This is a genomic window from Flavitalea plasmicola (assembly GCF_030546645.1).
GTDB lineage: Bacteria > Bacteroidota > Bacteroidia > Chitinophagales > Chitinophagaceae > Puia.
Genome location: NZ_JAUOTO010000005.1, coordinates 479,071 through 505,925, shown reverse-complemented (window position 1 = coordinate 505,925; position 26,855 = coordinate 479,071). Strand labels below are relative to the sequence as shown.

The window sequence follows — 26,855 nt, the reverse complement described above, 5'->3', positions numbered from 1 at the left end:
GTTCCTAAAAGGAACCTATCTAATGAAGATCGCACCAACCAAAACTATCGTTCTTGCCCTTGCCGTCTCCCTGACCTTCACCAGCTGCGCCGTCCTCACCGACAGCCAGGTGAAGAACATCAACGCCTTCGCCGCCACTGCCAACAGCTACAGCGCCTTTCCCGGCACAGTGGTACGGCAGCGCGCCGAACTCCACCTCCACAGTGAAATGGTGGTAGCCAGTCAAAGCCAGTTCGCAGATGCCGAGCAGATCGCCCGCCGGATGGAGTCGGCCCGGAAAAGCTATAACAACACCGTCCAGCTCTCCTCACAATTCGATCTGTCCCTGCAGCTCATCCAGCAATATGCAGGTCTCCTCACCAAACTAAGCAGCGACCACTATATCTCGGACCTTAGCGCCAACACCACTTCCCTGGGCGAGAACCTGGGCAATCTCGTATCGATCTACAACAGCAAAGCCAAAGATTCCCTGCCCTCCGGCCTCGCCAACACGATTTCCAAAGTGATATTATTGGTGGGCAAACAGCTGACCAAACACAAACAGACAGCCGCCCTCAAGGAGTTCGTCCTGGCAGCCGACACCCTGGTCCAGGTGACGACCCGCAACCTCGTTACGGTATTGGATGGAGAGACCTTCACCGATGCGCACGGCAATTCCTTCCCCTCGTTGAAATCCCTGCTGGCAGTGGAAAGAGATTTTTTTATACAGAGCTGCAAGCGGTCAGTCCTCAGCGATAGCACCCGCACCAACTACTGGGCCATCAAATTCTATTATGACGAGCTGACGGCGCACGATAATACGGAACTGCTTCGCCAGCAGGTGGTCCAGGCATCGAAAAGTCTTGCCAGGGCCCATGCCGAGCTGGCAAAGAATGTAAAAGAGAAAAAAGACCTGAAAGAGATCATCCAGGAGACGCAACAGCTGATCCAGGATGTACAGGCGGCCGGCAGCGCCTTCTCGTCCTTGTCCGGCCTGATCAAACTCCCCATCTAACGAATCATCCAACGGCCATAAACTTTATCGGATATGAATACGGAAACACTCAATGCATTAAAACAGGTCAATACCCTCATTGCTCAATTACAGGATGCCCTCAAGGACACGTCCCTCACACCCCAGGAAAAAACGCTGATCCGGCAAGCCATCAATGACCAGATGGATCTCCAGGACACGCTGATCCAGGATTCCTTGCAGGCCATGGTGGATAAGATCAACGCCGCCAATGCGGACCTGGAGGCCCTTACGGCCAAAATGGAAAACACCAGTGAAAAGCTGGGCAAGCTGGCGGCCACCATCAAGAAAGTGTCCGAGGTTGTAGGAACCCTGGCAGCCATTACTATAAAAGCCATGTCGGCGGGGCTGTTGGGTGGGCTATAAAAAAGTTTACCGGGCAGGGTGACCTTTACGCCATTTCCACCATATATTAGTAAAATCCCTTGCCCCATGCCCGATCAACACCTGCTCCTCCGTATCCGGTCCGGCCGAAGCGACAAAGCACTGGCCACCCTTTATCACCACTTCCCCATGGTCCGGAAAATGATCCGGACCAACGGAGGCAATGCCGCCGACGCCGAAGACATCTTCCAGGAAGCGCTGATCCTCCTCGTACGCAATGTCCGCCAGCGCGACTTTACCCTCACCGCTAAGCTAAGCACCTACTTATATGGCATCTGCCGCCTCCTCTGGAAAGAGGAGCTCCGAAGACGCAACCGCCCCATCCCGCATGAGCTGGCCCATGACCCCGCCGGGCCGGAAGCACCCGCCTTACACGAAGAAAAAGAGCAGCAGGCCCGGCTGGCGGAAAAAGCCCTGGACGAGCTGGGCGAACGTTGCCGCGAGCTGCTCCTCCTCTTTTATCATGGCGGCCTGAAACTAAAGGACATCGCCACCCGGATGGGCTATAGCGCGGAGAACACGGCCAAAAACCAGAAATACAAGTGCCTGGAAGCCGCTAAGGTCCGCCTGAAACAACTCCAACAGATCCACCAAACCCTCTAATACCCTCCCCATGCGCAAAGAACTGGAGCTCATCGAAAAGATCGAAGCCTATCTCCAAGGCAGGCTCAGTCCTGCCGAAACACAAACGTTCGAAGAACAAATAGCAGGCGATCCCGCATTACAGGCCGAAGTGGAGCTGCAACGGCAATTGATGACGGGCATCGACAGGGCTGGGCTTAAAGAAGAAGTACTGACGGCGAAGAAAAGATATACGATCCGGCAGCGCATCCTCAAATGGGGACTGGGTGGATTGATCGTTGCCGCTGTAATTGCCGCGCTCCTGTATTATAAACACATCCCCATCTTCCACAACGCAACCCAGCCGGATCCATCGGGCACGCAGCAAGTGCCCAATCTGCCTATTCTCCGGCCCGCCGATAGCGCCGCCATCGTCAGCGCCTATGTGGACGCCCATGGGAAAAAAGACAGCATGCTCCAGCCCTTTTTTCTCAACGTGTCCCGTGACACCGTGATCGAAACCAAAAAAGGCATCGTCCTGTCCATTCCTGCCAATACTTTCCTCGATGAAGACGATCGGGCGGTAACAGGTAGGGTGCTGCTGGTCCTGAAAGAAGCCCTCGATCCCGCCTCCATCATGACGGCAGGCCTCTCCACCCGCAGTGGCGCGCAGCCATTGTCCACGGGCGGCATGTTCTTTGTCGATGCCCGGCAGGGTTATCATGTCCTGCACATGGACACCACCCGTCCCATCGTGGTGCAGGTCCCCGCATCGGGCGACCAGCGCGATATGCGGCTGTACAAAGGAAGGCGCCTGCCAGATAGCACCATCGACTGGGTGGATCCACGTCCCCTGGAACATGGGTTGGTGGCCGTAGACCCACACCTATTGGACTTCTACCCCCCGCATTACCTGGACTCGCTGCGCAAATGGGGATATAATAGTCGGGACAGGCATTTTACGGATAGCCTGTACTATTCGCTTGCCGCCGGCTTTCATGCCGCGCCCGCACAGGCAGAAGCAGGCCCCAAAGACCGCATCGAACCTCAACAAGATACTGCCGCCCCCCGCAACGACTCCTCGCGCGGCCCTTATTACCACCCCCGCCCTTGCGGCATCGACCCTGCCAAAATAAAGACCATCTGGGCCCCGGAATTTAAGAACACGATCATCGCCACCCGCGAATTCGAGCAACGCCTCCAGTGGCTCCATCGGGCCGCCGATGCCGGCAAAATGCTGGACCTCTATGTGACGCACCTGGATTGGAACCTTTCGGACATCGATTCCCTGGTAGCGACCCAATCCGTCGGAGAACAAAAGGAGATCTTCGGTTACTTTGCGCGGCTGCATGACGGTAAGGTCAACCAATCCTCGACGCAGTTCCGCCAACTGGCCGAATACTATACCATGAAAGCCCGCGCCTATGCCGCAGCCATTAAAAAAACAGAAAATGATTACTGGGACCGCCAGGCCTACCTGGACAGCATCGCCACGGGTAAAAGGGTTCAGCGCACAGTTGAGGCCGGCCAGCGTCAGGCTAAAAATGATGGAGAAGAATTGATGGTGAACTTAAAAGAGACTTACCGTCAATTGGGATATAAATTTGTACCCAATCCGCCACCCCCTGCTTTCTACACCGCCACTATCACCAGCACCGGTTGGTACAACATCGATAAGGCAGTGATAGAAGCCACGGCCAGTCGCACGACCCTGAACGTAACCGACCCCGCAACAGGCCGGCGGGCCATCATCAAATATGCTGAAGCAAGTTTCCTGATCCCCGATTGGAAAACCTACGACAGGCTCTATGTCTATCTTTTGCCCGACCGCCTCAGCAGTTTTATGCTTGTCTCCGGCGCCGACGGCAAATACACCGAAAAGTTAAATGAGTTGCTGAAATATGATCTCGTCTGCATTGGCTATAAAGGGGATCAGCCCTGGTATTATCATCAGCGCAACGTACAAGCCAGGAGCTATGCAGGCATTCGGCTCAACAGCATCACCCCGGAGGCGCTCACCCGCGCATTGAACAAAGCAGGCAGCCTGGGCCAGTCATCCGATCTGCAAAAAGAGAACTCCTTTTTCCAGTTTGACATAAAGGATCAAAAGAGGCAGCAGCACAACCGGGAACTCGAAGCGTTGCAGCGGCGGCTGATAGCCATGCTCTTCCCTTGTTGGATCACAAATCAATAACATTCACTGAAAACTAATCTTCCGTATCCTATGATCCGCGTAATCCGCCACATACACATTATCCTGCGCATCGATGCCCAATCCACCGGGTCCCAGGAACTTTGCCTGCGACCCATCCCCATCGGCATAACCTTCCGTACTGCCCGCGACGGTGGACACCACGCCTTGCGGCGTCACTTTCCGGATCCGCGCCCCATCGATGACGTAAATATTCCCCTGGCTGTCCGCCGCCAGGTCACCCGGCTGACGGAATTGAGCGACGCCGGGATCGCCGTCGACAATGATATTTACACCGTTTCCGGCTAAGGTGGACACCACCCCATTCACCGTTATTTTCCGGATACAGAAATTCCCCTGGTCCGACACATAAATATTCCCTTGCCGGTCGCAGGTGACGCCCCCTGGAAACCTGAACTCCGCCGTGGCGCCATCACCATTATGAAGACCCCGCTGACCATCCCCGGCCATCGTGCTCACCATCGCTGCCACGCTGACCTTTCTGACCCTGTGGTTGAAACTATCACCCTCATAAATATTCCCTGCCGCATCGGCGGCAAGCCCTCCGGCATTTACCATGAACCTGGCCGTTAAAGAAGGTCCATCCAGGAATCCCACCGCTTCCATTCCGGCATACGTGGTCACATAGCCGCCCGGCGTTATTTTACGGATGCGGGCGTCCACCTGGTCTATCAGATAACAATTACCGGCCTGATCCACCGCAAGACGATAGGGATCCATCAATCGGGCCGACGGGCCATCCCCGTTGGCGAATCCGAAATTGCCATCCCCCGCCAGCGTCGTCACCTGTCCATTGGCCAGTTGGCGCACCCGGTGATCGGTGTAATCCGCTATATAGAGGGTGCCGTCAGCAGCCACCGCCACGTCGACGGGATATTTGAATTGGGCGGCCAAAGCAGGTCCGTTGGCAAAGCCATCGGTGCCGTCGCCCGCAATAGTAGTGACGATAGCTTTTTTCTCCGGCGGCTGCGGGTTGCCATCGTGTTTGCTTTTCTTACATCCCATACTTAATACCACGATCAGGACGTATTTTACTGAAGGCTTCATCATACTATTTTATTGAAAAGTGATCTTCCGGATCCGGTTGTTATTGGCATCCGCCACATACACATTTCCCTGGGCGTCTATTCCCAGTCCAAAAGGGGTATTGAATTTTGCATCGGCCCCGTCTCCGTCGGCATAGCCTTTCACGCCGCCCGCCACCGTAGACACTTTGCCTTGCGTCGTCACCTTGCGGATCCGTTGATCATCGATGACGTATATATTTCCCTGGGCGTCGGCCACCAGGTCCAGCGGCTGATCGAACTGGGCCGTCGTAGCATCCCCATCGGCAGTGCCCCGCACACCGCTCCCGGCAAACGTGGAGACGACACCGCCGGGTGTGATCTTCCGGATGACGAGGTTCCCCGCATCCATTACATAGATATTATTTTGCTGATCGCAGGTGACGGCGCCGGGATACCGGAACTCGGCAGTCCCTTTGTCCCCATTCCTGAAGCCTTCGGCTCCGTCGCCAGCCGCGGTGGTGACTTGTGCAGCCTGGGACACCGCCCTGATCCGGCCGTTGAAAGTATCTCCTACATAGATATTGCCGTGCTCGTCGGAAGCCAGGCCTTCTGCATTGATAAGGAATTGCGCCGATAATGCAGGGCCGTTTGCAAACCCCGGTGCATTGGTGCCGGCATACGTGGTGACATCACCGTTGGGCGTGATCTTCCGGATCCGGGGGTCCACCTCATCTATCACATAGCAATTACCCGCCGGGTCTGTGGCAATGCGATAAGGATCCTTAAAACGCGCCGCCCCGCCATGGCCATTTACGATGCCGGTGGAATCGCTCCCGGCCAAAGTGCTCACTTGGCCCCCGGCTATCTTCCGGACCCGGTGATCATTATAATCCACCACATAGATCGTTCCATCCGGGGCCACCGCCACGTCGGCAGGAGTAGAGAATGCCGCGGACAAAGCGGGTCCATTTACAACGGCATCCGTGCCGTCACCCGCAATAGTGGAGACGATGGCTTTTTTGTCCGGCTGGTCGGACCCGCCATAGTGATTGCCTTTTTTACATCCTATGCTTAGCACTACGATCAGGACGTATTTTACTCCAGCTTTACGCACGTTCAATTTTATCTCCTGAAGGTGTTCGTGAAGCTTCGCTTTCATCATAATATTTTATTGAAAAGTGATCTTCCGGATCCGGAAATTATTGAGATCAGCCACATAGAGATTCCCCTGTGCATCGATACCGAGTCCTACGGGGTCTTTGAATTTTGCAACGGTGCCTTCTCCATCTGCATAGCCTGCCACGCTGCCTGCCACGGTGGACACCACGCCTTCCGGCGTCACCTTCCGAATGCGGTCCTCGTCGATGACATAGATATTTCCCTGGACGTCGGCGGCAAGGTCCAACAGTCCGCGAAATTGAGCCACATCACCGGCCCCGTCGGCGTCCCCGATCGTTCCGCTGCCGGCAAACGTAGACACCACGCCACCCGCCGTTATTTTCCGGATACAGTTGTTCCCCTGATCCGATACATAGATATTGCCTTGCTGATCACAGGTGACGCCTCCGGGAAAACTGAATTTGGCAGTAGCTCCGTTGCCGTTCCTCAGGCCTTCGCTGCCGTCACCGGCTATCGTGTTCACTTGCGCGGCCACGCTGATCTTTCGGATGCGACCGTTGAAAGTATCGCCCAGGTAGACATTCCCCGCCCCATCGGCGGCAAGCCCTTCCGCATTGATCAGGAATTGTGCAACCAGTGCATCACCATCGCGAAATCCCGGGGTATCGGATCCGGCATACGTGGTGACATGACCTGCAGGAGTGATTTTACGGATCCTTGGGTCAGTTTCATCCAGCACATAACAATTGCCGGCCGGATCCACCACAATGCGGTTGGGGTTCTTGAAGCGCGCCAGGGCGCCATCACCGTCTTTGACATCGGATATATCGCTCCCCGCCAGGGTAGTCACCTGGCCATTAGCTAATTTCCGGACCCGGTGATCGTTGAAATCCGCCACATAGATCGTTCCGTCAGGAGCGACCACGACATCGGCAGGGCTGCGGAATTTGGCGGACAGCAGCGGTCCGTCGGCAAAGGCATTGGAGCCGTCACCCGCAATAGTGGAGACGATGGCTTTTTTATCCGGCTGGTCGGACCCGGCATCGTGATTGCCTTTTTTACATCCTATATGGAGGGCGGTGACCATGAGGCCAATCACCGCAACGTGCGTGCATTGTCGCTGAACAGGTGTCATACTGAACGTTTTGCTCATTGACACCCGATCGGTTCGCCCCGTTGTACGCGCCCGGCCCTAACTACCCATCGGCGGGATTGCGCGTACCAACGGCAAATAGATCTCCCTGTTTTATTTCAGCTCGAACACCGCCAGCTTCGCCTCCGACTGTCCCATGTTCACAAAATCCAGCTTACCACCGGCCGCGACAAATACATAATCTCCTTTCTTTCCCAACGTTGCACCAGCCACCCCCACTGCCGCCGATCCATCACCCACCCTGATAATCACCACGGGCCCCTTGCGAGTACCCGCGTGCCGCACCAGTCCTGCAGCCATCGTCATCCGGTAGCCCCTTACTGGCCGCTCATCGAACAAAAGATGGAAAGCGCTATCCGCAAATGGAGCACCCAGCTCCTGATACGGCTGATGGGGCAGCTCCATATCGATGACATGGAACTCATGGTCGTCCTCATTCCACACCCGGTGGACCCGCGGCGTGTCATAAAATCCCTCGAACCAAATGCGACCGTCCGTAAAGGCTGGTCTGCCCTTCGGTTCGATCCGCACCTCCGAGCCCGTCTTGGTATCACTGAGAATAAGAAATACAGAAGGCGTCGAATGCTTATGCCAGCGGGACGTATCCCCGGCAGGAACATGGACATCCAGGATCCGTACCCAGCCGTTGTCAAACACCTTATGATGCATGGGCTCTTCACTCACCTGTACCTGGGCAAAACCCGCTGGTGCTATCAGCATGGCCAGCACGATCAAAATATTATTGCTGCGCATAGTTCTTTTTTCTTCCCACAAATCTAATCACAGAACCCTTCCCATTGTGATATTTCCCTTCATTTAATTGGATTTCGGCTTCCTCCAGCACCAGCGTGTCATAATTTGGAAAATCGGTCATTATTTCTGCCGTCGCGTACAACATATCGATGTCCCTTGGTCCCCCGACCTTCGGATCCAGTTGGACGTAATGCAGATGGCTTTTGCTGAAAGCCTCAAAAATAATGATCCCGCCTGGCCGGAGATAGCCATCCAGCTTCCGGTGAAAGACCGGCTTCTTCTCAGCGTCAAAATGTGCATACACCAGCCCAATGGCATCGAATGATTCCTTTTCAAATGGCAGTTGCTCCAGGTCTCCCACGATATAGTCCAGCGTAATACCCTGCTCTTTTGCAAGCGCCAATGCTTTCGATCGCCCTTCCGCGCTTTGATCGAATGAAGTCACTTTCCATCCAAGCCGGGCGGCAAATACCCCATTGCGTCCTTCCCCATCGGCCGGCATGAGGATCGACCCTGGCTGAAATTTTTCAAGCCATTCCTTAAAGAATAAATTCGGCGTTTTGCCATAAGCGAATTCCTGGTCTTTGTATCGCTCATCCCATTTCTGATCCATCATAATTTTATTTACCCCAAAGGTAGCTCTCCCAGTCGTCAGCAGGATAGGACAAAAATAAAGTTGAGCAGGACTTACCTGAAATGCTGCCTGAAAACCTCGGGTGAATGCCCTGTATGCTTTTTAAAGAACCGGATAAAGTAAGCGACATCTTCATAGCCCAGTTGATAGGCGATCTGGCTCACCTGGTTGGAGGTGGCCAGCAGCAGTCTTTTCGACTCCAGGATGATATATTCATGGATCAGCGCCGAGCACGTTTTACCCAGCATCGCCTTCGTGATCGCATTCAGCTGGTAGGGGGAAAGGTGCAACATCGCAGCATATGCAGACACCTCCTTATGGTGGGAAATATCCGTCTCTAAAAGCTCTAATAGCTCCTCCAGTTTTTCCTGTGCATAGCTAACGACACCCGGAGCGCTTTCACGATGCTGCCGCACCAGCTCTACCAGGAAAATATCCAGGTATGCCTTGATCACCTTTTGATAGCCCTCTTGTTTGTCAGTATACTCCTGGAATAGGTGATCCAAGCCGGCGATCAACTTTTTAAACCTGGCGGCCTCAAAAAGGTAATGGTTCCGAATACCTGCCTTTCGCAGCAGCTGCTTTGATCCCTTGTCATTCGGATAGTAGGTCCCGGTCTCAAACGCCAGCAGATACCCTATGGCGCCCGCTTTCAGGGTAAGCTGATGCACCTGCCCCGGGCGCATGAAGGCGACGGAATGGTCGCAAACCTCGTACGATGTAAAATCTATCTCATGACGACCTGCGCCTTTTTTCAACGCCAGCACATAAAAGAAATCATGCCGGTGAAGTTCCTGGACCATGTCCTTCCCATCCAGCAGCGTCCTGACATCCCGGATACTGAATCCTCCGAAGAAGTCCGGCTCTTTCTGGGCCACCTGAATATGCCTGATCGGAATGTTTTTCATTTAATACCTTTGACGTCCCATGACACTTCGTGAAGCCATTGCCCTCATTGACGCCGCCACGCCACTCCTGCCATCCGCACATCCGCAACACTGGGCGGACCTGGGTTGCGGCACCGGGCTCTTCACGGAAGCACTCACGCATTTGCTACCGCTCCAAAGCACGGTCTACGGCGTCGACACCAACCCCCGGCTTCGACAAACCGCCCACATGATACCCATAAAAGCCGACTTTGTCAAAGACGATCTTCCGTTGCGTGATCTCGACGGCATACTGATGGCTAATTCCCTCCACTACGTCAAAGATAAACCCTCCCTGCTGGACAAGCTCAGCGCCTGTATGCGCCCCGGCAGCCCGGTGCTCATCGTCGAATACGACACGGACCAGGCCGTCTCCACCTGGGTGCCGTATCCTGTAAGCTATGCTTCCCTGACAAAACTCTTCATCACTGCAGGCTACAAGCAGGTGAAAAAATTAGGGCAACGTCCCTCCGCCTATGGCAGGGCCAATATGTATGCAGCGATTGCACTTAACTGAATTTTATTTTCGGGTAACCGAATATTTAAATCGTTAAATACTTAATACATTTAACAACTTCCTTTTTTCACTGTCAATAACATTCTCACAAGCCCATCCCCGTCGGAACCATATCTATTCATAAAAAAACAATGTTATGAACATGCATCATCATGCCCGCCACTGGACCATCGTAGCGTTCACGCTGCTTATCTTCACCGCCTGCCGGAAAGACATCAACGCACCCGTTGCACCGGCCACCACCAGCAATGAAGAGCTGGTACTCACGCCCGCCGGCTATATGGAAAAGTCCCGGGTCCACTTCATTGGGGAAGGACATCAGCTCACCGTCTACAAAGGCCGGCTGCTGAAGACCGACGGCCGCACAGGCAAAACGCTGGAAGATTTTGGAGAAGTAAAAAGAACGGCGCCCATCGTCCCTGCCCCTGCCTCGGGATGGATCGCTTATGCTTATTGGACCAACACGGGGACGGCCATCACTAATTTCACCACCAATTGGGTCGTGCCTTCAGTGCCGGCGTCGAAAGCCAGCCAGACCTTATTTCTATTCAATGGAATGCAGGACGGCACCACCTCCACCTCCTATATCATCCAACCCGTATTGCAATGGGGTCCCTCGGCGGCGGGAGGCGGAAAATACTGGGCCATCACCAACTGGTATGTATCCAGCAGCCAGGCATTCTTTGGCAGTCTCGTCACCGTCAATCCCGGCACGACGCTGCAGGGCGTCATGAAGCAAACGGCCGTCTCCGGTAGTAACTACAGCTACAATTCTTCCTTTACTGGCTACTCCGCCGCCTCTGCCCTCCAGGTCAACAATGTCCCGCAGGCTTTCTGGGCAGCCGAGACGCTGGAAGCCTATGGCATCACCAATGTCAGCACACAATATCCTCCCAACAGCAGCGTAGCCATGTCCTCCATCCAGATCCTGAAAGGCAGCACCAATGCCAGCATCGGCTGGACAACGGCACACGCCAGCGGCGCTCCGCAACGGGCCATCGTGGTGAGCAACAGCTCTCCGGGCGGGGAGGTGGATATTACGTTCAGGTGATCAGTCATCGACCCCTATCCCTTACCGCTCATCCACCCCTCCAACACCTTGTTGAACGCTTCCGGCCTTTCCATATTCAACATATGCGCCACACCTGGAAAATTCACCAGCCTGGCCGACGGCAGTTCATGTCGATACCAGTTCGTCACCTGTAGAATGAACGGAATATCCTTATCTCCCTGGATGATGAGGACGGGACAATGGATCTCTTTCAGCCGGGTGGCCGCGCCCTTGGGATTAAAAACAGGGAAAGCGCCGACGTCCATCTTGTTTTGCATCGTCGTCCTGTAAATATAGCCGCGAACCGCCGTATCCACCTCGCCGGGCTTACGGTACGGTCCGTCGCACCACACGGAGGTAAAATATTCGGCCATCAGGCGGTGATCGCCGGTGGCATGAATACTATCCATTATTTGAAAGGTCCGTCGCGTCGCCGTATCCATTTTCATCACCGCCGGCCACCCGCTGAGGCCCGGGGAGACCACGATCAGCCGGGTCACCCGCTGAGGATAAGCCAGCGTAAAGTCGGTGGCGCAGGCCGCCCCCATGGAGAGCCCCACCACGGCAGTCTGCTGCACATGCAGGCTGTCCAGCACAATGCGGATGACATCGGCCACCAGCAGGCTGGTGTCGATCCCCGTGGTGGCGCCATGCCCCGGCATGTCGATCCGCACCACCTTGTAATGCTTTTTAAAGTATGCTTCCTGTCTATCCCACATGTAGAGGTCCTGGTAACCGGCATGCACCAACAAGAGGGCCGGTCCGGTGCCGCTGACAACGCAATGCACCCGGAGATGGCCCGCGTCGATAAAATATTCGGCTGCATAGGTTCTCACCAAAGCCATGCAGACCAACAGGCAGAAGAAATTCTTTTTCATATATAAACAGGTTTATTCCGTTCGCAGGTTTTTCACCGGGTTCATCAACGCCGCCTTCACCGCCTGGATCCCCACTGTCGCCAGGGTGATCGCCACCACCAGCAGGGCCGCACCCGCAAAGACCCATGCGCTGACCCCTGCCCGGTAGGTAAAGTCCTGCAGCCACCGGTGCATCGCCCACCATGCCAATGGGATCGCAATGACGATGGCCACCAGCGCCATCCGTATAAACCCGCCCGACAACAGCACCACCAGCTGGGGGATCGAGGCGCCCAGCACTTTCCGGATGCCTATTTCTTTCACCCGCTGGCGGGCGGCATAGGCCGACAGCCCGAACAGCCCCAGGCAGGCAAGGACGATGGCCACCAGGGAAAATAAATGCATCACCGTCCCCAGCCGCTGTTCCGCCCGGTACATCTTATTGTAATCCTCGTCCAGGAACCGGTATTCGAAGGGCATATACGGTATCAGCTTCTTCCACGTCGCGCCAATCCCTGCGATCGTTTCCGGCAATCGGCGTCCACTTAGTTTTACCAGTATGGTATTGGCCCGGTACCCGGGGAAAAGCACCAGGGGCTTGATCGGCTGGTGCAATGACTGGAAATGGAAATCTTTCACCACTCCCCTGACATAGCCCGGACGGGTCTCATCCATGAACATTTTCTTGCCGACGGCCTCCTGCGGGCTCCATCCCAGCACACGGGCCGCGGATTCATTCAGGATAAAATGAAAGGTGGGGGACACCTGGTGCTCCGGTACGCCCGGAGGGATGTCAGGATGTGCGTCTTTCATATCCTGCGCCGTAATATTTTCCCCTGCCACCAGCTGTAGTCCCATGGTCGGAATAAAATATTCATCGATCCGGTCGCCGTTTACGGCCAGTTGCTCACCGGCACGCATGGTCGAATTACGCATATTATAGCCGCTGACGATGTTGATGGGCGTGTTGCCGCTGCGGGCAACATTGAGTATTTGGGGATCACGGCGAAGCTCCGTCCGCAGCAGCTGAATGTCTTCGATCTTGCTGATCGTCGGCAATACGAGCACATGATCCCGGTCGTACCCCAGCTGCTTATGCTGGATAAAATTCAGCTGCTGCTGCATGATGAAGGTGGATACGATGAGGAACACCGATATGACGAACTGGAAGACGATCAGCGATTGCCGCAGTCCCTGGCCGGAAGACGTATTTTTAAAAGCGCCTTTCAGCACCTTCACAGGCTGAAAGCCCGTGAGCACAACGGCCGGATAGCTGCCCGCCAGGAAGCTCACCACTACGCCCGTCAGCAGGCTGAAAGACAGGAAAGGGAGGGACAGCAGCTCATGCATCGCCAGCTCCCTGCCTGTCAGCCGGCGGAAAGCCGGAAGCAACAGCGCCGCCGCCACGAGGCTCAGCATCACTGCCACCCCGCATACAAGGGCCGACTCGCTGATGAATTGCCAGAACAGCTGGCCTCTTCCTGCGCCAATGACTTTCCGCACCCCGACCTCCCGGGCCCGCTCCATGCTGCGCGCTGTGCTCAGGTTGATATACGTGCTGCAGGCAATGACGAGGATCAGCAAGGCCACGCCCGCGAGAATATAGATATAGGAGATGGAAGTGGTCGGCTCAAAACTCCCGTAATCCGAATACAGGTGGATGCGCAGGAAAGGTTCCAGGTAGAAGTTGATGGTCGCCCCCTTGCCCGCCATTTCCTTTTTCATGAATGCAGGCAGCTTGGCTTGCAAGGACGCAAAGGCCGCCTCGTCCCTCAGCAGCAGGTAGGTCGTATAATTGGCCTCCCAATAAGTCTCTTCCTGGTTTTCCCCCAGGGAGGAGAAGCTGCCCAGCAGGTCAAACCTGAACTGGGAATTCAGCGGACAGTCTTTCATTACTCCCGTCACCTGGTAGGGTACGCTGTCGGCGCCCACCATCAGCACCTTACCGATGGGGTCTTCTCCACCGAAATACTTTTTAGCCGTGGATTCCGTCACCACCACCTTATTTTGCCCCGATAAGGCCGACCGGACATCGCCGCGCACCAGCGGCATGCTGAAAAGGTCGAAAAAGCTGCTGTCCGCATACATAAAATGCGTCTCCTTGAACAGCTTGTCCCGGTAAGCTACGATCCTGTCAGGGTCCGTCATCCGCACCGCCGACTGCACTTCCGGGAAATTTTTGCGGAAAGCAGGCGCCACCTTCGTGCTGGTGAAGTTCCCCTTAGGCGAGTCCCCGCTCCCGTCAAAATGATACTCCATGATGACACGGGCGATCCGGGAGCCGTTGGTCTGAAACTGATCATAGCTCAGTTCATGCTTGATATACAATGTGATAAGCAGGCAGCTGGTCAATCCCACCGTCAATCCGAACACATTAATGAAGAAAGACACCCGGTTTTTACGGAAATTCCGCAGCGCCGTCATAATTAAATTTTTCAACATAATGTCGTTTTTTAACTATAATCAAGTAATGAAAAATAGGTGCAAACCCTTATGGTGGCATGTTCCCTTTCTAAATAGTATGTATTACAAAAAAATCAGCGTTTCTATGCAGTAGAATTTGTTCTAACGCTTCAGACACTTATCCCGGCTCTGCTAACAGCAACAGACCTCTCATCTCAGACCTGATTCACACGAGAACCAGATTCACGCGAGTGTTTTTACTTGTTACTATTTTGAAAACATGATCTTGGGACCCTGGTCCTTAAGATACCATTTAATCTTAAACCGATGAAAACTAAATCTGTGACCGTTGCGGTCCTGATAATGGCAGTGCTATGCTGCAGTTATTCCACCTCGAATGCACAAGGGTGCGCCTCATCTGCAGGCGCAAACAATGCCACCAGCTTTTCAACTGCCGCATATGGCAGCTTTCCATGGACCAATGCTGGTAATGCACAGGCCAGTGATGGGAACTATGCAAGCGCCACCCAGGCATTAGGGGTATTGTCCTCCGCGTACTCGGACTATTTGATCATTGAAAACTTCGGATTCTCGATACCCTCTACAGCCACCATTTGCGAGATCCGGGTGGAGGTAGAGAGAAGTGCAACGGGGCTAGGCATCGGCGGTAGTAAGGTTACAGATCAATCGATACGGCTGCTGCAAAACGGAACCCTCTATGGCGGCGATCTTGCCTCTGGAACCACATGGCCCTCTTCCGACGGCATCGTCACCTATGGTATAGGTACATTGGCCAGTACCTGGGGAGGCAGTTGGCAGCCTTCGGATGTCAACAGCGCCAATTTTGGCGTGGCCATCTCAGCCAAATTAACGACGGGTCTGGTAGCCTTGGGCATGACGGCAAAGATCGATCGGGTAAGGATCATGGTGATCTACGATCCCAACACCGTACTGGCCCTGGGCCTGGAGAACTTTACGGCCACCCGGTCACCGGACGGTGATGGACACCGCCTCACCTGGACCGCAGCCACGGACGTAACAGGCGCCCGCTTCGTCATTCAACGTTCCGGCAATGCCCATGAATGGCAGGACATTGCAACCATCGCCGCATCCGCCCCTGACCACTCGTATACGTACATCGACCATACACCCTTGAACGGCGCTAATTTCTATCGTATCCGGATGGAAGATGCAGGCAAAAGATCTGTATACTCCACGGTCAGCGAAGTAAGGGATGACCGTACAGCCTTCCGGTGCTGGCCCAATCCGTTCACGGACCTGATCCATCTTTCCGGACCGCCTGACACGAGGACCGTGACACTGAAAGATCTGCAGGGGCGTGTGCTCTATACAACAGCGGCGGCCGCTCCCACCGGCGAGTGGCAGATCCCGGCAGGTCACCTGCGTCCCGGTCTGTACTTCATGCAGGTGGGGAATGAAATGATCAGGATATTGAAACAGTAGCGGACCCGCGGTCCGTCAAACATATGGTCAGCCCACTTCCGCATCGGGCTGCAACCAGGGCCTCTCAAATCAGGGCCCGGCGCTCGGACGGCGTCGGGCCCACTTTTACCTTGCCAGCCATTGGCATATTGCTGCTGTCCCTATAGCTTGCTTACTTTCATCGTTTCCACATGATCCTTGTCCCTGAACTGCACCAGGTAAATACCTCCGGGCATCCTGCTCAGATCAAGCAATAGCTTCTTCCCCTCCATGTGCTCTTTCATCAGTATCCTGCCGGACTGGTCCGTCACCACCACCGTAGCGGCGCCCCCTGATGCGTCTGTCCTTCGTAGGGTGAGGGATTGCATTACAGGGTTCGGATACATCGCCAGGGAAAAAGGCAAAGCCCCGTACTTCAGGCTGACGATCTCACTGTAGCTGGCGCTGCCATCCAGGTCTTCCATTTTCAAACGATAGTAGTTCATTCCCGCTGCGGGGGCGTCATCCGTGAAGGCATAAGAGGGTTCGCCCGCTCCGTTGACAACACCGATCTCATGGAACCCGGCGCCGTCGGTGCTTCTTTCCACGATAAATCGATCGAAGTTGGTCGCCTGTCCCGCCTGCCAGCGCAGCTGCGTGCTGGCGCCATCGCTGGTCGCGTAGAATGCCAGCAGCGCTACAGGCAACGTTACGCCGAAGTTGGTCGCCGTCAGCAGCCCCAGGCTTACGCCGGAGATGGAGGCATTGCTGACATAATAGCTGCCGGGTGTCCCATCAGTGCTGTTCGTCGTCGTTACAATGGTGCCACTCTGCGGCAGGTTGCCGATGGCCAGCTGCAGCAACGATTCCGTATTCCCGTTCAGGTCGGACGCCAGATAGCGGATCCCCAGCGTACCCGTGAAGGTGATGGGAGTGGTAAAAGTAAATACCTTATTGATGGAGGCGCCCAGCGGACCCGTGCGCGGCGTGGTAGAGTAAGCGATCGTGTCACTGGTGATGGTAAGGTTCGAGGTGGGAATAAGCGTAAGACCCTCCGTATAGAAAGTGGTGCCGCCGGAAATGAAGATGCCGGAAGAGCCGACACTGAGCTGTGCGCTCACGCTCATGGCAGCCAGCAGCGCCCATGCGGTAAACAGTACTTTCATATGCTGAATTTTAAACGGTGAGAAAATGAGCTAATTACTATACAGCCAGTACGTGCCATCCCACACCAGCTCGAACTTCTGCGCCAATCCCGTAACATTGTCAAAGGTCCATGATTGGGTCGCGCTGGTCGTATTGTTGCTTAATATGTACAGGGAATTACCGCCCAGGTTGAGGCCGGCGCCCGCAAAGCGGCTTTGGAAGACGATACGTTGACCGGCCACCGGCGAAGACGGCAGCGTGACGGTGACGTTGCCCGTGATCACCACCCGCAGGGATGATGCCGGCAGCGTAGTGGTGCTGCTGACCACCGTATATCCATTGTCCATCCAGGCGGCGACGCTCCCGTTGAAACCCAGCACCTGCCCCTGCAGCAATCCGGACGCATTGAATTTGGAAGGCGTCAGCACGCCATCGGCGACATGCTTGTTTTGCACGGCATACGACAGCAGCTTCAAGCCGGTGATGGCACTGTCCGCCATCTTCGAGGTCGTCACGGTCCCATTCGCCACTTTAGACGTCGTAATGGCATTGGCTTGTATCATTATATTTTGGACAGCGAAGGTTCCAATACTGGGGTTCGGATAGGTGCCAGCCAGGCTCCCTCCCGCAGTGGTGCCCGTCAAGGAAGAGATCTGGACCCAGCTGGGCGTGCCTGCCGATCCTATGTTGTAATAAAGGCCTTCCGGCACATCCGTCTGGTAAATAAGCAGCCCTTTTGCAGGCGAACTGATGACGCCCGTGTTCGCCACCCGGGGAACAAGGAATCCCTTGTTGGTGGACTCCACCTGCAGCTGTGCGCTGGCATCCGGGGTATTCGTGCCTATTCCCACCTGCCCCATGGCCGCCGGCCTGATGGCCACCAAAGCGGCAGCCAGCACCAACGGCAAAATGTAATTGACCCTTTGCATGAGATATGTTTTTGGTTTTAAATGCTCCTATATCACCCGGATGGCCGGGCAAGCGGCTTTGTAACGATGATGGACAATCGAAATCAGATCCGCAAAGGATCAGGAATGGAAGAATATGCGAAGGACAGGAACAATAAGGGGAGCAGAACGGAACCAATCAAAACTTACACCTGGGAGGTTGTTTAACTAGGAGGGTCAATGTAAATATAAGGAAAAAATGAATATATTAAATTTTGCCTTTCCCATTTGTATTTAAAAACAAAAACCGCCGATCAAAAAGACGGCGGCCTGCAATATAATAATCAAGAAAAGCTATTTACACCGGACCTCTTTGCTTAATTTCCTGACGCGCGTCACAGAAACCCCAATCAACGAGGCGATCTTCTCCACGGAGAATTCGGTATTAGCCAGCAGTGCTCTTACAGACTTTTCCAGTCCTTCATTAATTCCTTTACGATGCCCTTCCTGGAGCCCTTCCTGCCACCTCCACTCCGCCACTTGTTCAAAAATATCCATGGTATTCTTTTTACCTGTTATCTTATCAATTTCTTTTCTAAAGATACGATTACTTTCCGTTTTCTCAAATCGCACATAGTTGTCCAAAAACGTTAAAATGGCCTGCAATTTTTTCCTTTCGAATATACCGCCTTCATACAATTTCCTGAAAACAAATAACTTCCCGGCCAATAATTTCTTGTCCAGGTCCTTCCCCTTTAGCAAGGCCTTTTTAGCCGCCAGGACCACCCATGCAAAAGGGTTATCACTTCTTCCCAATTCTTCGTCCGGACAATCGAGAATGCACAGGGTATTATATTGGTACTTTAAGTTTGTTCTCATGAACTGATATTCGTAGCAATCCGGCAACCGCTTGCCATCGGGCCCGGTGTAGATCGCTATGGCTGCCACAGGCTTACGATAGCGGTCGAGACACCGGTAAAAATACCGGAACATACGTTCAGGGAACAGAGCCCGATCCCTGGCTTTTGTTTTATCCTGGATCTCAATATGGACCAGCACCCATTCCTCTTCCCCATCCTTTCGAAAGACTTTAACCAGCTTATCTACTACCCGGACATCCGATTCTTTCTCCGGTTCCGGGTACATCTCCGCCAGTTCCTTGTCGAGAAAGGCAAATGCTCGCCGCATGTCAAACACCTTATCTGCATCGGGAAAAACGAATCTCAGTAAGTCGTCAAACACCCATTCCAACAATCCCTTCCAAAGGATGTCCTTATTATGTCGCATAACGTCAAGTTGATCTTAGCAATACTGTATTACCGCCAGGTTCAACTTGCAGGGGAATCAATAGGTAGTCTGAGTAAAGAGTGGGTTGGAAAGTATACTTACAAAGCTAAATAATACAAGAACTCAAAAAAAATTATTCTGAAGGACAAAGGCAATGCATCCCCTCTACCCCTTCTCCGTCTGCGAACGATACGTACTCTCGAAGATCTTATCCGCATTCTTTGCCTCAAAACCCTCTCTCCGGTGCTGACGTCCCAGGGCAGCAGCAGGCAGCGAAGCAAACTCCGGCAAGACCTTTCTTTCCGCAAACTCCACGTAGCTGCCCGCGATCGGCCTCTTCTCACCACCCGCAAAGGCAGCTTCGATCTTTCCCGCAACTGTCGCGCTCTGCAGCAGCAATCCATCCGGGCTTTGCTTGATCTTCCCGCCCGCGCTGTTCAGCGTGAATCCATGCCGCTCCAGGAAATCATTGAAGGTCGCGATGGTATCATATCCAGCGGGCAGATTGTGTACGCTGATCGTAAAATGATTGAGATAATACCTGTTGTAAATTACCCAGGCCGCATATTCGCTCTCCGCGGCCAGCACTTCATAATCCGCCAGCGTGGGCAAAGGCCACAGGCTGCTGTGCAAGAATGCATCCAGTGCCGCCCCATCGGACAGGTCCAACGCATCGACAGGGTCGGAATGGATCTCGCCGGTGTACTTGCCGATGATGGCCTGGGCCCCGGCCGACAGGTCCTGCACCCGCAGCTGGCTGAGAAAGATCCGGGGATACCGCTCCGCAGGGGGCGAATACCAGTATGCATCCAGCTTTTTTTCGGAGAAATAATAGTAATCTCTTTTTATATAGCCAAGGGCGAGGAAGACCTTTTCCAGCGAGGCAATACCCAGGTGCGGGATGCCCAGGCTGCGGAAGGCGATATGGTCATTTTCGACTTCGCCGTGAGACCGGATGATCCCTTCGGACACCATGACGTCCAGCACTCTTTGCACATCGGGGACCCTTTCTGTATAGCGGCGCATCAGTCCATCGAGGACAACATCCAGCGCGTGATGATTAGGCATGCCGCAATATAATATATTTCGCCCTATCCGGATATTCCGTCCTCTCCGCAGCTGCAATAGCCCCCCAGGTTATTCCCGGGCCCCGTCCGGGTTCGTAGATCTACGATACTTCCTTCGGGTTATACCCGGTACTAGGTGTTTGTGCCTAATGCTCAATAAGTTTAGTAATAAATGATGGCAATGCTTCATGCAAATCCTTGGCAGGCGCGGATTTCCACCGCATCTTTGTTCTGTTGAAAGCAACGAAGCCACAACATCCAATAGACTACTGAAAACCCGATCCGATATCCTGAGAAAAAGATCCACTATCCGAAGCCGATCCAATATCCAAAATCCGTCCAATGTCCGAAGAAACCGTAGACCTGATCCTGTAAGCCGTCCAATATCCAAAAACCCCATCCGTTTCCTATGAGCCCGTTGAACATCCGTATCCATGATCTACCCTGTGCCTTAAGCTTGATGATCCAGTCCTATTGAAACCGAAGGTTCACCCACTACTGTAACTACGAGCGCCGAAGGCGCCACTGTAACCACAAAAAAGAGACCCTATACAGTGAATTGCAAAACCCGCCGGCTAACCCCTGGCGGGTTTTGTCTTTGCAGCCTACCCCTTCAGCCTTTTCATAACCACCGCCTTCCGCTTACGCCAGGTGGTCACCAGCCGGTCGTCGTAGATCACAGCCCCCTTTTTTACGGTGCCTTCTCCAGCCAGTTTCCGGGCCAGGGACAGGCTGATCCGCGCCGCCTTCTGGTGCTTTTTCCGCCAGGCTTGCTGCATTGCCAGCTGTTCCGCCTCATAAGCGCTGATCGCCGCCTTTAGTACGGCCAGCTCCTGCTTGTATAATTTTTCCCGCCGATAGAGCACCAGCAGCCGGGCGATGGCTGTCTCATTCAGCGGCTGGTTGCGTAACACCCGCTGGTACGCCTCGATGGCTTCATCAGTCTCTCCATCCAGTTCCAGGGCCTTCGCCCTGGCAAGCAGCTCTTTGTCGGAAATAGCTTTGTCCAGCATAATAAATGGTCACCAGAAAAATCCGTGCCGGCCTGCCATTCCACCGACAAAATCCCTCCTTTCGCCGCCCATTTCCCTGAATACTGCCTAATGCCCCTTGTGGAGAAACCCCTAACCCCCTAGATTTGAGTAAAATTCAAAAAGATGACAGACGATAAGGATAAATATGTCGACAGACGGTCCGGACGGGTGGGGGCAGGGCTATTCCTCCTCCTCATCGGGGGGGTGTTACTGGTGGACCAGATGGGCGTACCCTTACCCGGTTGGCTTTTCAGCTGGCACGTGCTCCTGATCGCTGTCGGCCTTTTCCTCGGGCTGCGGCACAATTTCCGGGGCGGCTCCTGGGCCATCCTGATACTGGTAGGCGGCTTCTTTCTGTTACAGGACACTTTTCCGGATATACCGCTCCGCCGGTTTGCCTGGCCGGCCGCGCTCATCTTCATAGGCCTGGTGATCATCTTCTCCCCCCGCCGCCATAGCCGTCATTGGCGGAACAAATGGAGGGAGAACTGGAAGGACGAATGGGGCAACAAGGGCTATACCCAGGGCTTTTCCTCCACCAGGGAAGGCTATTCCTCCGAAGATTTTGTGGATTCCACCGCTATTTTCGGCGGCGTCCATAAAAAGGTCGTCTCGAAGAACTTCAAAGGCGGCGATATCACCAGCATCATGGGCGGCACCGAGCTCGACCTTACCCAGGCCGACTTCACGGGCGTCATTCACCTGGACGTCACCCAGGTGATGGGCGGCACCAAGATCATCGTACCGCCTCATTGGGAGGTCCGCTGCGAAGTATCGGCCATGTTCGCCGGCTTCGAAGACAAAAGACAGCAGCCGGCCATCACCAATCCCGACAAGGTGCTGATCATTGATGGCACTTCCATCTTCGGAGGCATTGAATTGAAGAATTTTTAACCCAAAAGCAACAGTCATGAACTGGTATCTTTCAAAGATCGTTTTCAGGATCATCTGCGGGGATGGCGACCATACCCCCCAGTTTGACGAGCAGCTTCGGCTGATCATTGCCAATGACGAAGAGGAAGCATTCAGTAAAGCCATGCTCATTGGCGAAAAAGAGCAGGATGGGTTCTACAATCACGAGCAAAAGGTCGTGCAATGGAAGTTCATCAATGTAGCCGAACTATACAAGCTCAGCGGTCTCCTGGACGGCGCCGAAGTGTATTCCCGCATCCACGAGACGGACGACCCCGACCATTATATTGAATTCACGAATAGAAAGGCGGCCCACATCCAGGGCAATGGGACGCATAAATTGCTGGAGTTACTTTAAACCGTTTTTAATTGGCAAGATCACCGCTCTCCATCACAAAATTCCTCCTCATCTTCGTCTCCTGGTGGCTCATTTGGGCCTTCCTGCAGACCCTGCTGCTGATGGGATTTGGATTGCAGCTGGGCATCGCCGTGGCCGACAGCCTGGTCGCCAATACCCTCGTCGCCTTGTCATGTGGTTTCGTCAGCAACAACCTCCAGTATTACCTCCCTAAAAAAGAGCGATATTGGTATATCCTGTTCCTCAGCCTGGGTCTCACGATCCTGATCACCATCGCCTGCAAAGGCATACTGGTGCCCCTGCTCAGCCACCAGTATGGCGACCCGGGGTACGCCAGTTTCTTTTCGAAGTCATGGCCCGTCCGCTTTGACATCATCTTCCTCCAGGTGGGCTGTATGACCATCCTCAGCGTACTTTGGTATTCTTCCGAGGAGGAGGCTCAGCAGATCCAGCGCAAGACGGACGCCGAGCGCATGTCGAAAGAGGCCGAACTATTCAAGCTGCGCCAGCAACTGGCCCCGCATTTCTTGTTCAACAGCCTCAACAGCATCAGCGCCCTCACAGGCAGCCATCCGGAGCAGGCGCGCAAGATGATCCAGCAGCTCTCGGATTTTCTACGCAGCAACCTGAAGGAAGAGGAGCAGCAGTCCGTCCTGCTCGCCGAAGAGCTGCAATACCTGGAACTTTATCTCGATATTGAAAAGGTCCGCTTTGGCCACCGCCTCACCACCGTCATCCGACGTGACGAAGACAGCCTGGTCATGATGCTGCCCCCCATGCTGCTGCAACCCATCGTGGAGAACGCCATCAAATTCGGATTGTATGACACCACCGGGACCGTGACCATCACCATCGATGCCAGGGCGGACAACAACCACCTGGTCATTGCCGTGCAGAACCCATTCGATCCCGAAACCTCCCGGCCCAGGCAGGGCGCAGGCTTCGGACTCAGCAGCATACAAAGAAGACTGTACTTGTTGTTCGCCCGGGGCGACCTCCTGGAGACGCGCATCGAAGGCAATCTGTTCACCGCCATAGTAAAAATCCCTCAACAACTCATAACACCCACAGTATGATAAAGGCAATTATAATCGATGATGAACCCCTGGCCAGGATGATCGTCCAGGAATACCTGCAATCGTATCCGCAGATCTCCGTCGTACAGGAATGCGGCGATGGCTTCGAAGGGATCAAAGCGATCCAACAGCATCATCCCGACCTCATCTTCCTGGATATCCAGATGCCCAAGATCAATGGATTCGAAATGCTGGAGCTGGTGGAAGATCCGCCCGCCGTCATCTTCACCACCGCCTTTGATGAATATGCCATCCGCGCATTCGAAAACCATGCCGTGGACTACCTGCTGAAACCATTCAACAAACAACGTTTCGACAAGGCCGTCGGCAAATGGCTGGATCAATACACGGCAGTTACCCAGGCTGCAACACCGGCGCCCACCAGCACCAGCATGCCCGCGCCCTCCGGAACAGCGCCCGATGAAGGCCCCTCCGTCTCTTCCGGCAACAAGACCCGCGAGCTGCTGGACACCGCAGCCCATTCACCTTCGCAGCAACAACGCGTAGTGGTCAAGACAGGCGGCAAGATCAAGATCATTCCCGTGGAGGACATCCATTACCTGGAAGCGTCCGACGACTATGTGAAGATCCACACGCACAACGGCGCTTTCCTGAAGAACAAGACGATGAACTATTTCGAACAGGTGCTGGACCCCAATCATTTCGTCCGGACCCACCGCAGCTATATCCTCAACGTGCAGCAGGTGACGCGCATCGATCCGTATGAAAAGGATAGCCATCTTTGCGTGCTGCAGTCCGGGGCGCAGGTGCCGGTGAGCAAAGCGGGATACGTGAAGCTGAAGGCGGTGCTGGGATTATGAGCAGCGGGTACACTTCGAAAAAACGAATTTATTGCTGATAGATCGCCTCGAACTCATCCTTCCCCTCTTTGGGATCCATTGGTGTAAATTGCAGCTTCGTATTGCCCGTCATATAAAGACCCCAGATCATCTCCGCCCGGATGTAATATTTTTTACCGAATTTAACCTCCAGGGGAAAATTGCCTACTTCCTTATTCCCGTTGATCCAGGAATGTAAATTGAACGTCCCTTCCTTGTATAAGGCAAAGACAAGCGCCGACTTGTTCTTCAGGACACCCATCGGGATCTCCTGGTAGGATAAGAACAGGTCGGAAAAGGACAGTTTTAATTTACCCGGCCGGTAGACATACAACAGGGCCACCCGGGACGTATCACTGAAATGGTGCTTTTTGATGACATTCGGATCGGTGGGTACAAAAAGCATATTGTCCTCAAAATGCGATTGGGGATGCTTCCACATGGTATCCTTCCCCATAAATCCGCCAGAAAGCTTATCCAGGTGCGAATCGAAAACATAATAATCAGCTGCGATGGTATCGACCCGGTAAGCTATCTTATGTTTTGTCGCAAACTTCAGTTCCTCATCCGTCATCCCGCTGCCTTCCATATATTTCAGGGTATAGGTGCAGTCGTCCTTCCATTCTATTTTATATAAAGAGGAATCATAAAAGGCGGCGCCTTTTCTCTTATTCATGCTCACTACCTTTTCCACGTTGCCTGTGACATAGATATGATACTGGACCAGCGTGTTCTTGGGATAATAATAGAATTCGCCGGATTTGAGGTCTGCACAGGACAAGGACTGCGCATGAACAAGGAGAGCCATATTGGCAAGGACAAACAGCAGGATAAGTTTTCTCATAAATTATTTTTATCATTTGAAGGACAGCAGCGCCAGGCAAATATATTATTTTAGCTTCGCGTGACACTTTTGTTTACTTAATGACAAACATGCATCGTAGCCACCCCGCCATACTCATCTTTGCCGTACTATTCATTTTCGGCTGTCAATCCCGCCCAGAGCAAGTCGGAACCATACCTGCTCCGAAAGCCGACACCAGTCATAATGTGGTGGCAGATCGGGAAGAGGCATCCATCCGTGATTGCTTACCCTTTGGCAAAGCCCGTATTTATGGAGCTCGCCAGCCATTCAAGCGGGTTCACCAGGCGGCAGATCATACTTGAGATAAGTAAAAGATATCATCAAATGTACGAGGAAGAGGAAAGGACGGCAACTATCAAAACGATCCCTGTTGAACAACGAAAAACAATGTATAACAGGAACGAGACGAATGGAAAATACGGAATTTGGGGCCATGATCTATCTGACCTGGAATTAAGCACGATAAACATTTACCGGAATGCAGAAGGCAGGATCTATTTGGTCCTGGATATAGAATCCTGAATGTACGGGGCAATACCCGATCAGGGGTGGCTTCTTTCCAGCAGCAGATTTTTTTGGGCATCATAAAATTCGTACTGATAAGCCTTAGCCAGTGCGTCTAACAATCGGTCGAGGATCGCAATATTATCGGGATGAAAAACCACCGCGCCGTCTAACAATACCCCCGAACTGGAAGGTTCTACGTTTAACTCCGACCAGACATTAGTCAGCTCCCATTCTGTCCAGCCAGCTTTGCGAGTGGCCCAGCCATGCTCTTCGAACATTTTTACAATAGCCAGCGGATCGATATCATAAAAAAAGGCGTAGAAATTCCCTTCTTCGGGCACCTTGCTATCTTCCTTTTCATACAGTACGGTATAATTCGTGGCAAAGGGCGGATGCATGATTTGTCCATCCCAATTTTCGGGAATAGAGGGCAAAGCTTGCTGTAGTTTGCTGAGCAATTGATACCACCCGGGCAACGATTCTGAATAAGTGATTTTCCAGCCGCCGGAGAAAATATCCAAACAGATCTCATCAGTCGTAATCATGTCCAGTTTATAACCTACGATCCTATCAATGGCGGACCATTTCAATTTTCTGTCGTGTTCTTTGAAAGGATACTGAAATCCGTCTTCCTCGAAGACAAATTCTCCCGGATCTTCTTGCAATTGTTGCCAGCGGAGCACTTTTTCTGCCTCGGTTAAAGTGTCCGTTGTCGGGCGGAGCCAAAATAGGGATGCTATTTTTCTAAAGAAGCTCATCTGAAAATAATCGAGGGGTTGAAGAAAGGTTCAAATGTCGTAAATATACGACTTCCCCCTTCGGACTATACTCGCTACTAAAGGTTTGTTCCTATAAGCCGGTAAGTT

At 53.5% G+C, this 26,855-nt stretch carries 27 protein-coding genes; 12 read left to right on the top strand and 15 right to left on the bottom strand.

Features of this window, described 5'->3' with window-relative positions; all coding sequences use genetic code 11:
* Positions 1-22: 22 nt before the first annotated feature.
* The 4 genes from Q4E93_RS20455 (at position 23) to Q4E93_RS20440 (ending at position 4,151) form a co-directional block, all read left to right on the top strand.
* Entirely contained in the window at positions 23-994 is a 972-nt protein-coding gene (locus Q4E93_RS20455; protein WP_303588405.1) for a hypothetical protein, read from the top strand.
* A gap of 33 nt (positions 995-1,027) precedes the next feature.
* Entirely contained in the window at positions 1,028-1,378 is a 351-nt protein-coding gene (locus Q4E93_RS20450) for a hypothetical protein (protein WP_303588404.1), read from the top strand.
* A gap of 66 nt (positions 1,379-1,444) precedes the next feature.
* Complete coding sequence (locus Q4E93_RS20445) at positions 1,445-1,999, top strand: RNA polymerase sigma factor (protein ID WP_303588403.1); 555 nt, start codon at positions 1,445-1,447, stop codon at positions 1,997-1,999.
* A gap of 10 nt (positions 2,000-2,009) precedes the next feature.
* Positions 2,010-4,151 carry a hypothetical protein gene (locus Q4E93_RS20440; RefSeq protein ID WP_303588402.1) on the top strand — a complete coding sequence of 714 codons (2,142 nt, stop codon included), beginning with the start codon at positions 2,010-2,012 and terminating at the stop codon, positions 4,149-4,151.
* Positions 4,152-4,154: 3 nt separating this feature from the next.
* On the opposite strand, the gene Q4E93_RS20435 is transcribed toward Q4E93_RS20440, so the two are convergent.
* The 6 genes from Q4E93_RS20435 to Q4E93_RS20410 form a co-directional block, all read right to left on the bottom strand.
* Positions 4,155-5,219, bottom strand: coding sequence for an NHL repeat-containing protein (locus tag Q4E93_RS20435; RefSeq protein ID WP_303588401.1), 1,065 nt, complete (start codon positions 5,217-5,219; stop codon positions 4,155-4,157).
* A 6-nt stretch (positions 5,220-5,225) separates the two neighbouring features.
* The gene (locus Q4E93_RS20430; protein ID WP_303588400.1) at positions 5,226-6,338 is read right to left on the bottom strand and encodes an NHL repeat-containing protein; all 1,113 of its coding nucleotides are present in this window, start codon (positions 6,336-6,338) and stop codon (positions 5,226-5,228) included.
* Positions 6,339-6,344: 6 nt separating this feature from the next.
* Positions 6,345-7,430: an NHL repeat-containing protein gene (locus Q4E93_RS20425; protein WP_303588399.1), complete on the bottom strand. Its 1,086-nt coding sequence runs from the start codon at positions 7,428-7,430 to the stop codon at positions 6,345-6,347.
* 111 nt (positions 7,431-7,541) lie between these two features.
* Entirely contained in the window at positions 7,542-8,201 is a 660-nt protein-coding gene (locus tag Q4E93_RS20420; RefSeq protein ID WP_303588398.1) for a cupin domain-containing protein, read from the bottom strand.
* Positions 8,188-8,817, bottom strand: coding sequence for a class I SAM-dependent methyltransferase (locus Q4E93_RS20415; RefSeq protein ID WP_303588397.1), 630 nt, complete (start codon positions 8,815-8,817; stop codon positions 8,188-8,190). The genes Q4E93_RS20420 and Q4E93_RS20415 overlap by 14 nt, the downstream gene beginning before the upstream one ends.
* 71 nt (positions 8,818-8,888) lie before the next feature.
* Positions 8,889-9,743: a helix-turn-helix domain-containing protein gene (locus tag Q4E93_RS20410; RefSeq protein ID WP_303588395.1), complete on the bottom strand. Its 855-nt coding sequence runs from the start codon at positions 9,741-9,743 to the stop codon at positions 8,889-8,891.
* Positions 9,744-9,762: 19 nt separating this feature from the next.
* On the opposite strand from Q4E93_RS20410, the gene Q4E93_RS20405 reads away from it, so the two are divergent.
* Complete coding sequence (locus tag Q4E93_RS20405) at positions 9,763-10,278, top strand: class I SAM-dependent methyltransferase (RefSeq protein WP_303588394.1); 516 nt, start codon at positions 9,763-9,765, stop codon at positions 10,276-10,278.
* 136 nt (positions 10,279-10,414) lie between these two features.
* Positions 10,415-11,329 (top strand): hypothetical protein, encoded by a 915-nt coding sequence (locus Q4E93_RS20400; RefSeq protein ID WP_303588393.1) that lies wholly within the window; start codon positions 10,415-10,417, stop codon positions 11,327-11,329.
* A gap of 14 nt (positions 11,330-11,343) precedes the next feature.
* Here the strand turns inward: Q4E93_RS20400 and Q4E93_RS20395 are convergent, their stop codons facing one another.
* Both Q4E93_RS20395 and Q4E93_RS20390 read right to left on the bottom strand, forming a co-directional pair.
* Positions 11,344-12,207, bottom strand: a complete 864-nt coding sequence (locus Q4E93_RS20395; protein WP_303588392.1) for an alpha/beta fold hydrolase — start codon at positions 12,205-12,207, stop codon at positions 11,344-11,346.
* Between the two features lie 12 nt (positions 12,208-12,219).
* Positions 12,220-14,628: an ABC transporter permease gene (locus tag Q4E93_RS20390; RefSeq protein WP_303588391.1), complete on the bottom strand. Its 2,409-nt coding sequence runs from the start codon at positions 14,626-14,628 to the stop codon at positions 12,220-12,222.
* 288 nt (positions 14,629-14,916) lie between these two features.
* Between Q4E93_RS20390 and Q4E93_RS20385 the strand changes: the two genes are divergently transcribed.
* Positions 14,917-16,053 carry a T9SS type A sorting domain-containing protein gene (locus tag Q4E93_RS20385; RefSeq protein ID WP_303588388.1) on the top strand — a complete coding sequence of 379 codons (1,137 nt, stop codon included), beginning with the start codon at positions 14,917-14,919 and terminating at the stop codon, positions 16,051-16,053.
* A 140-nt stretch (positions 16,054-16,193) separates the two neighbouring features.
* Here Q4E93_RS20385 and Q4E93_RS20380 read toward each other — a convergent pair whose 3' ends face one another.
* The 5 genes from Q4E93_RS20380 to Q4E93_RS20360 all read right to left on the bottom strand — a co-directional run bounded on the left by Q4E93_RS20380 (position 16,194) and on the right by Q4E93_RS20360 (position 21,411).
* Positions 16,194-17,177: a T9SS type A sorting domain-containing protein gene (locus Q4E93_RS20380; protein WP_303588386.1), complete on the bottom strand. Its 984-nt coding sequence runs from the start codon at positions 17,175-17,177 to the stop codon at positions 16,194-16,196.
* A 30-nt stretch (positions 17,178-17,207) separates the two neighbouring features.
* Positions 17,208-18,086 (bottom strand): hypothetical protein, encoded by an 879-nt coding sequence (locus Q4E93_RS20375; RefSeq protein ID WP_303588384.1) that lies wholly within the window; start codon positions 18,084-18,086, stop codon positions 17,208-17,210.
* Between the two features lie 312 nt (positions 18,087-18,398).
* Positions 18,399-19,331 (bottom strand): RpnC/YadD family protein, encoded by a 933-nt coding sequence (locus Q4E93_RS20370; protein ID WP_303588382.1) that lies wholly within the window; start codon positions 19,329-19,331, stop codon positions 18,399-18,401.
* 165 nt (positions 19,332-19,496) lie between these two features.
* Positions 19,497-20,399 (bottom strand): DUF1338 domain-containing protein, encoded by a 903-nt coding sequence (locus Q4E93_RS20365; RefSeq protein WP_303588380.1) that lies wholly within the window; start codon positions 20,397-20,399, stop codon positions 19,497-19,499.
* Positions 20,400-21,003: 604 nt separating this feature from the next.
* Positions 21,004-21,411, bottom strand: a complete 408-nt coding sequence (locus tag Q4E93_RS20360) for a tetratricopeptide repeat protein (protein WP_303588377.1) — start codon at positions 21,409-21,411, stop codon at positions 21,004-21,006.
* 144 nt (positions 21,412-21,555) lie between these two features.
* Here Q4E93_RS20360 and Q4E93_RS20355 point away from each other — a divergent pair, with 144 nt between their 5' ends.
* The 4 genes from Q4E93_RS20355 to Q4E93_RS20340 are packed head-to-tail and all read left to right on the top strand — an operon-like array spanning position 21,556 to position 24,599.
* The gene (locus tag Q4E93_RS20355; RefSeq protein ID WP_303588375.1) at positions 21,556-22,326 is read left to right on the top strand and encodes a LiaF transmembrane domain-containing protein; all 771 of its coding nucleotides are present in this window, start codon (positions 21,556-21,558) and stop codon (positions 22,324-22,326) included.
* A gap of 16 nt (positions 22,327-22,342) precedes the next feature.
* A complete protein-coding gene (locus tag Q4E93_RS20350) occupies positions 22,343-22,702 on the top strand; it encodes a DUF4288 domain-containing protein (RefSeq protein ID WP_303588373.1) in 360 nt (119 codons plus the stop codon).
* A gap of 11 nt (positions 22,703-22,713) precedes the next feature.
* The gene (locus Q4E93_RS20345; protein WP_303588371.1) at positions 22,714-23,778 is read left to right on the top strand and encodes a sensor histidine kinase; all 1,065 of its coding nucleotides are present in this window, start codon (positions 22,714-22,716) and stop codon (positions 23,776-23,778) included.
* Positions 23,775-24,599, top strand: a complete 825-nt coding sequence (locus Q4E93_RS20340) for a LytR/AlgR family response regulator transcription factor (RefSeq protein ID WP_303588369.1) — start codon at positions 23,775-23,777, stop codon at positions 24,597-24,599. Before Q4E93_RS20345 ends, Q4E93_RS20340 begins: the two co-directional genes overlap by 4 nt.
* A 28-nt stretch (positions 24,600-24,627) precedes the next feature.
* Here the strand turns inward: Q4E93_RS20340 and Q4E93_RS20335 are convergent, their stop codons facing one another.
* Positions 24,628-25,461: a hypothetical protein gene (locus Q4E93_RS20335; RefSeq protein WP_303588367.1), complete on the bottom strand. Its 834-nt coding sequence runs from the start codon at positions 25,459-25,461 to the stop codon at positions 24,628-24,630.
* Positions 25,462-25,731: 270 nt separating this feature from the next.
* Here Q4E93_RS20335 and Q4E93_RS20330 point away from each other — a divergent pair, with 270 nt between their 5' ends.
* Positions 25,732-26,004 (top strand): hypothetical protein, encoded by a 273-nt coding sequence (locus tag Q4E93_RS20330; RefSeq protein ID WP_303588365.1) that lies wholly within the window; start codon positions 25,732-25,734, stop codon positions 26,002-26,004.
* Between the two features lie 20 nt (positions 26,005-26,024).
* On the opposite strand, the gene Q4E93_RS20325 is transcribed toward Q4E93_RS20330, so the two are convergent.
* Positions 26,025-26,747, bottom strand: a complete 723-nt coding sequence (locus Q4E93_RS20325) for a hypothetical protein (protein ID WP_303588363.1) — start codon at positions 26,745-26,747, stop codon at positions 26,025-26,027.
* Positions 26,748-26,855 lie beyond the last annotated feature (108 nt).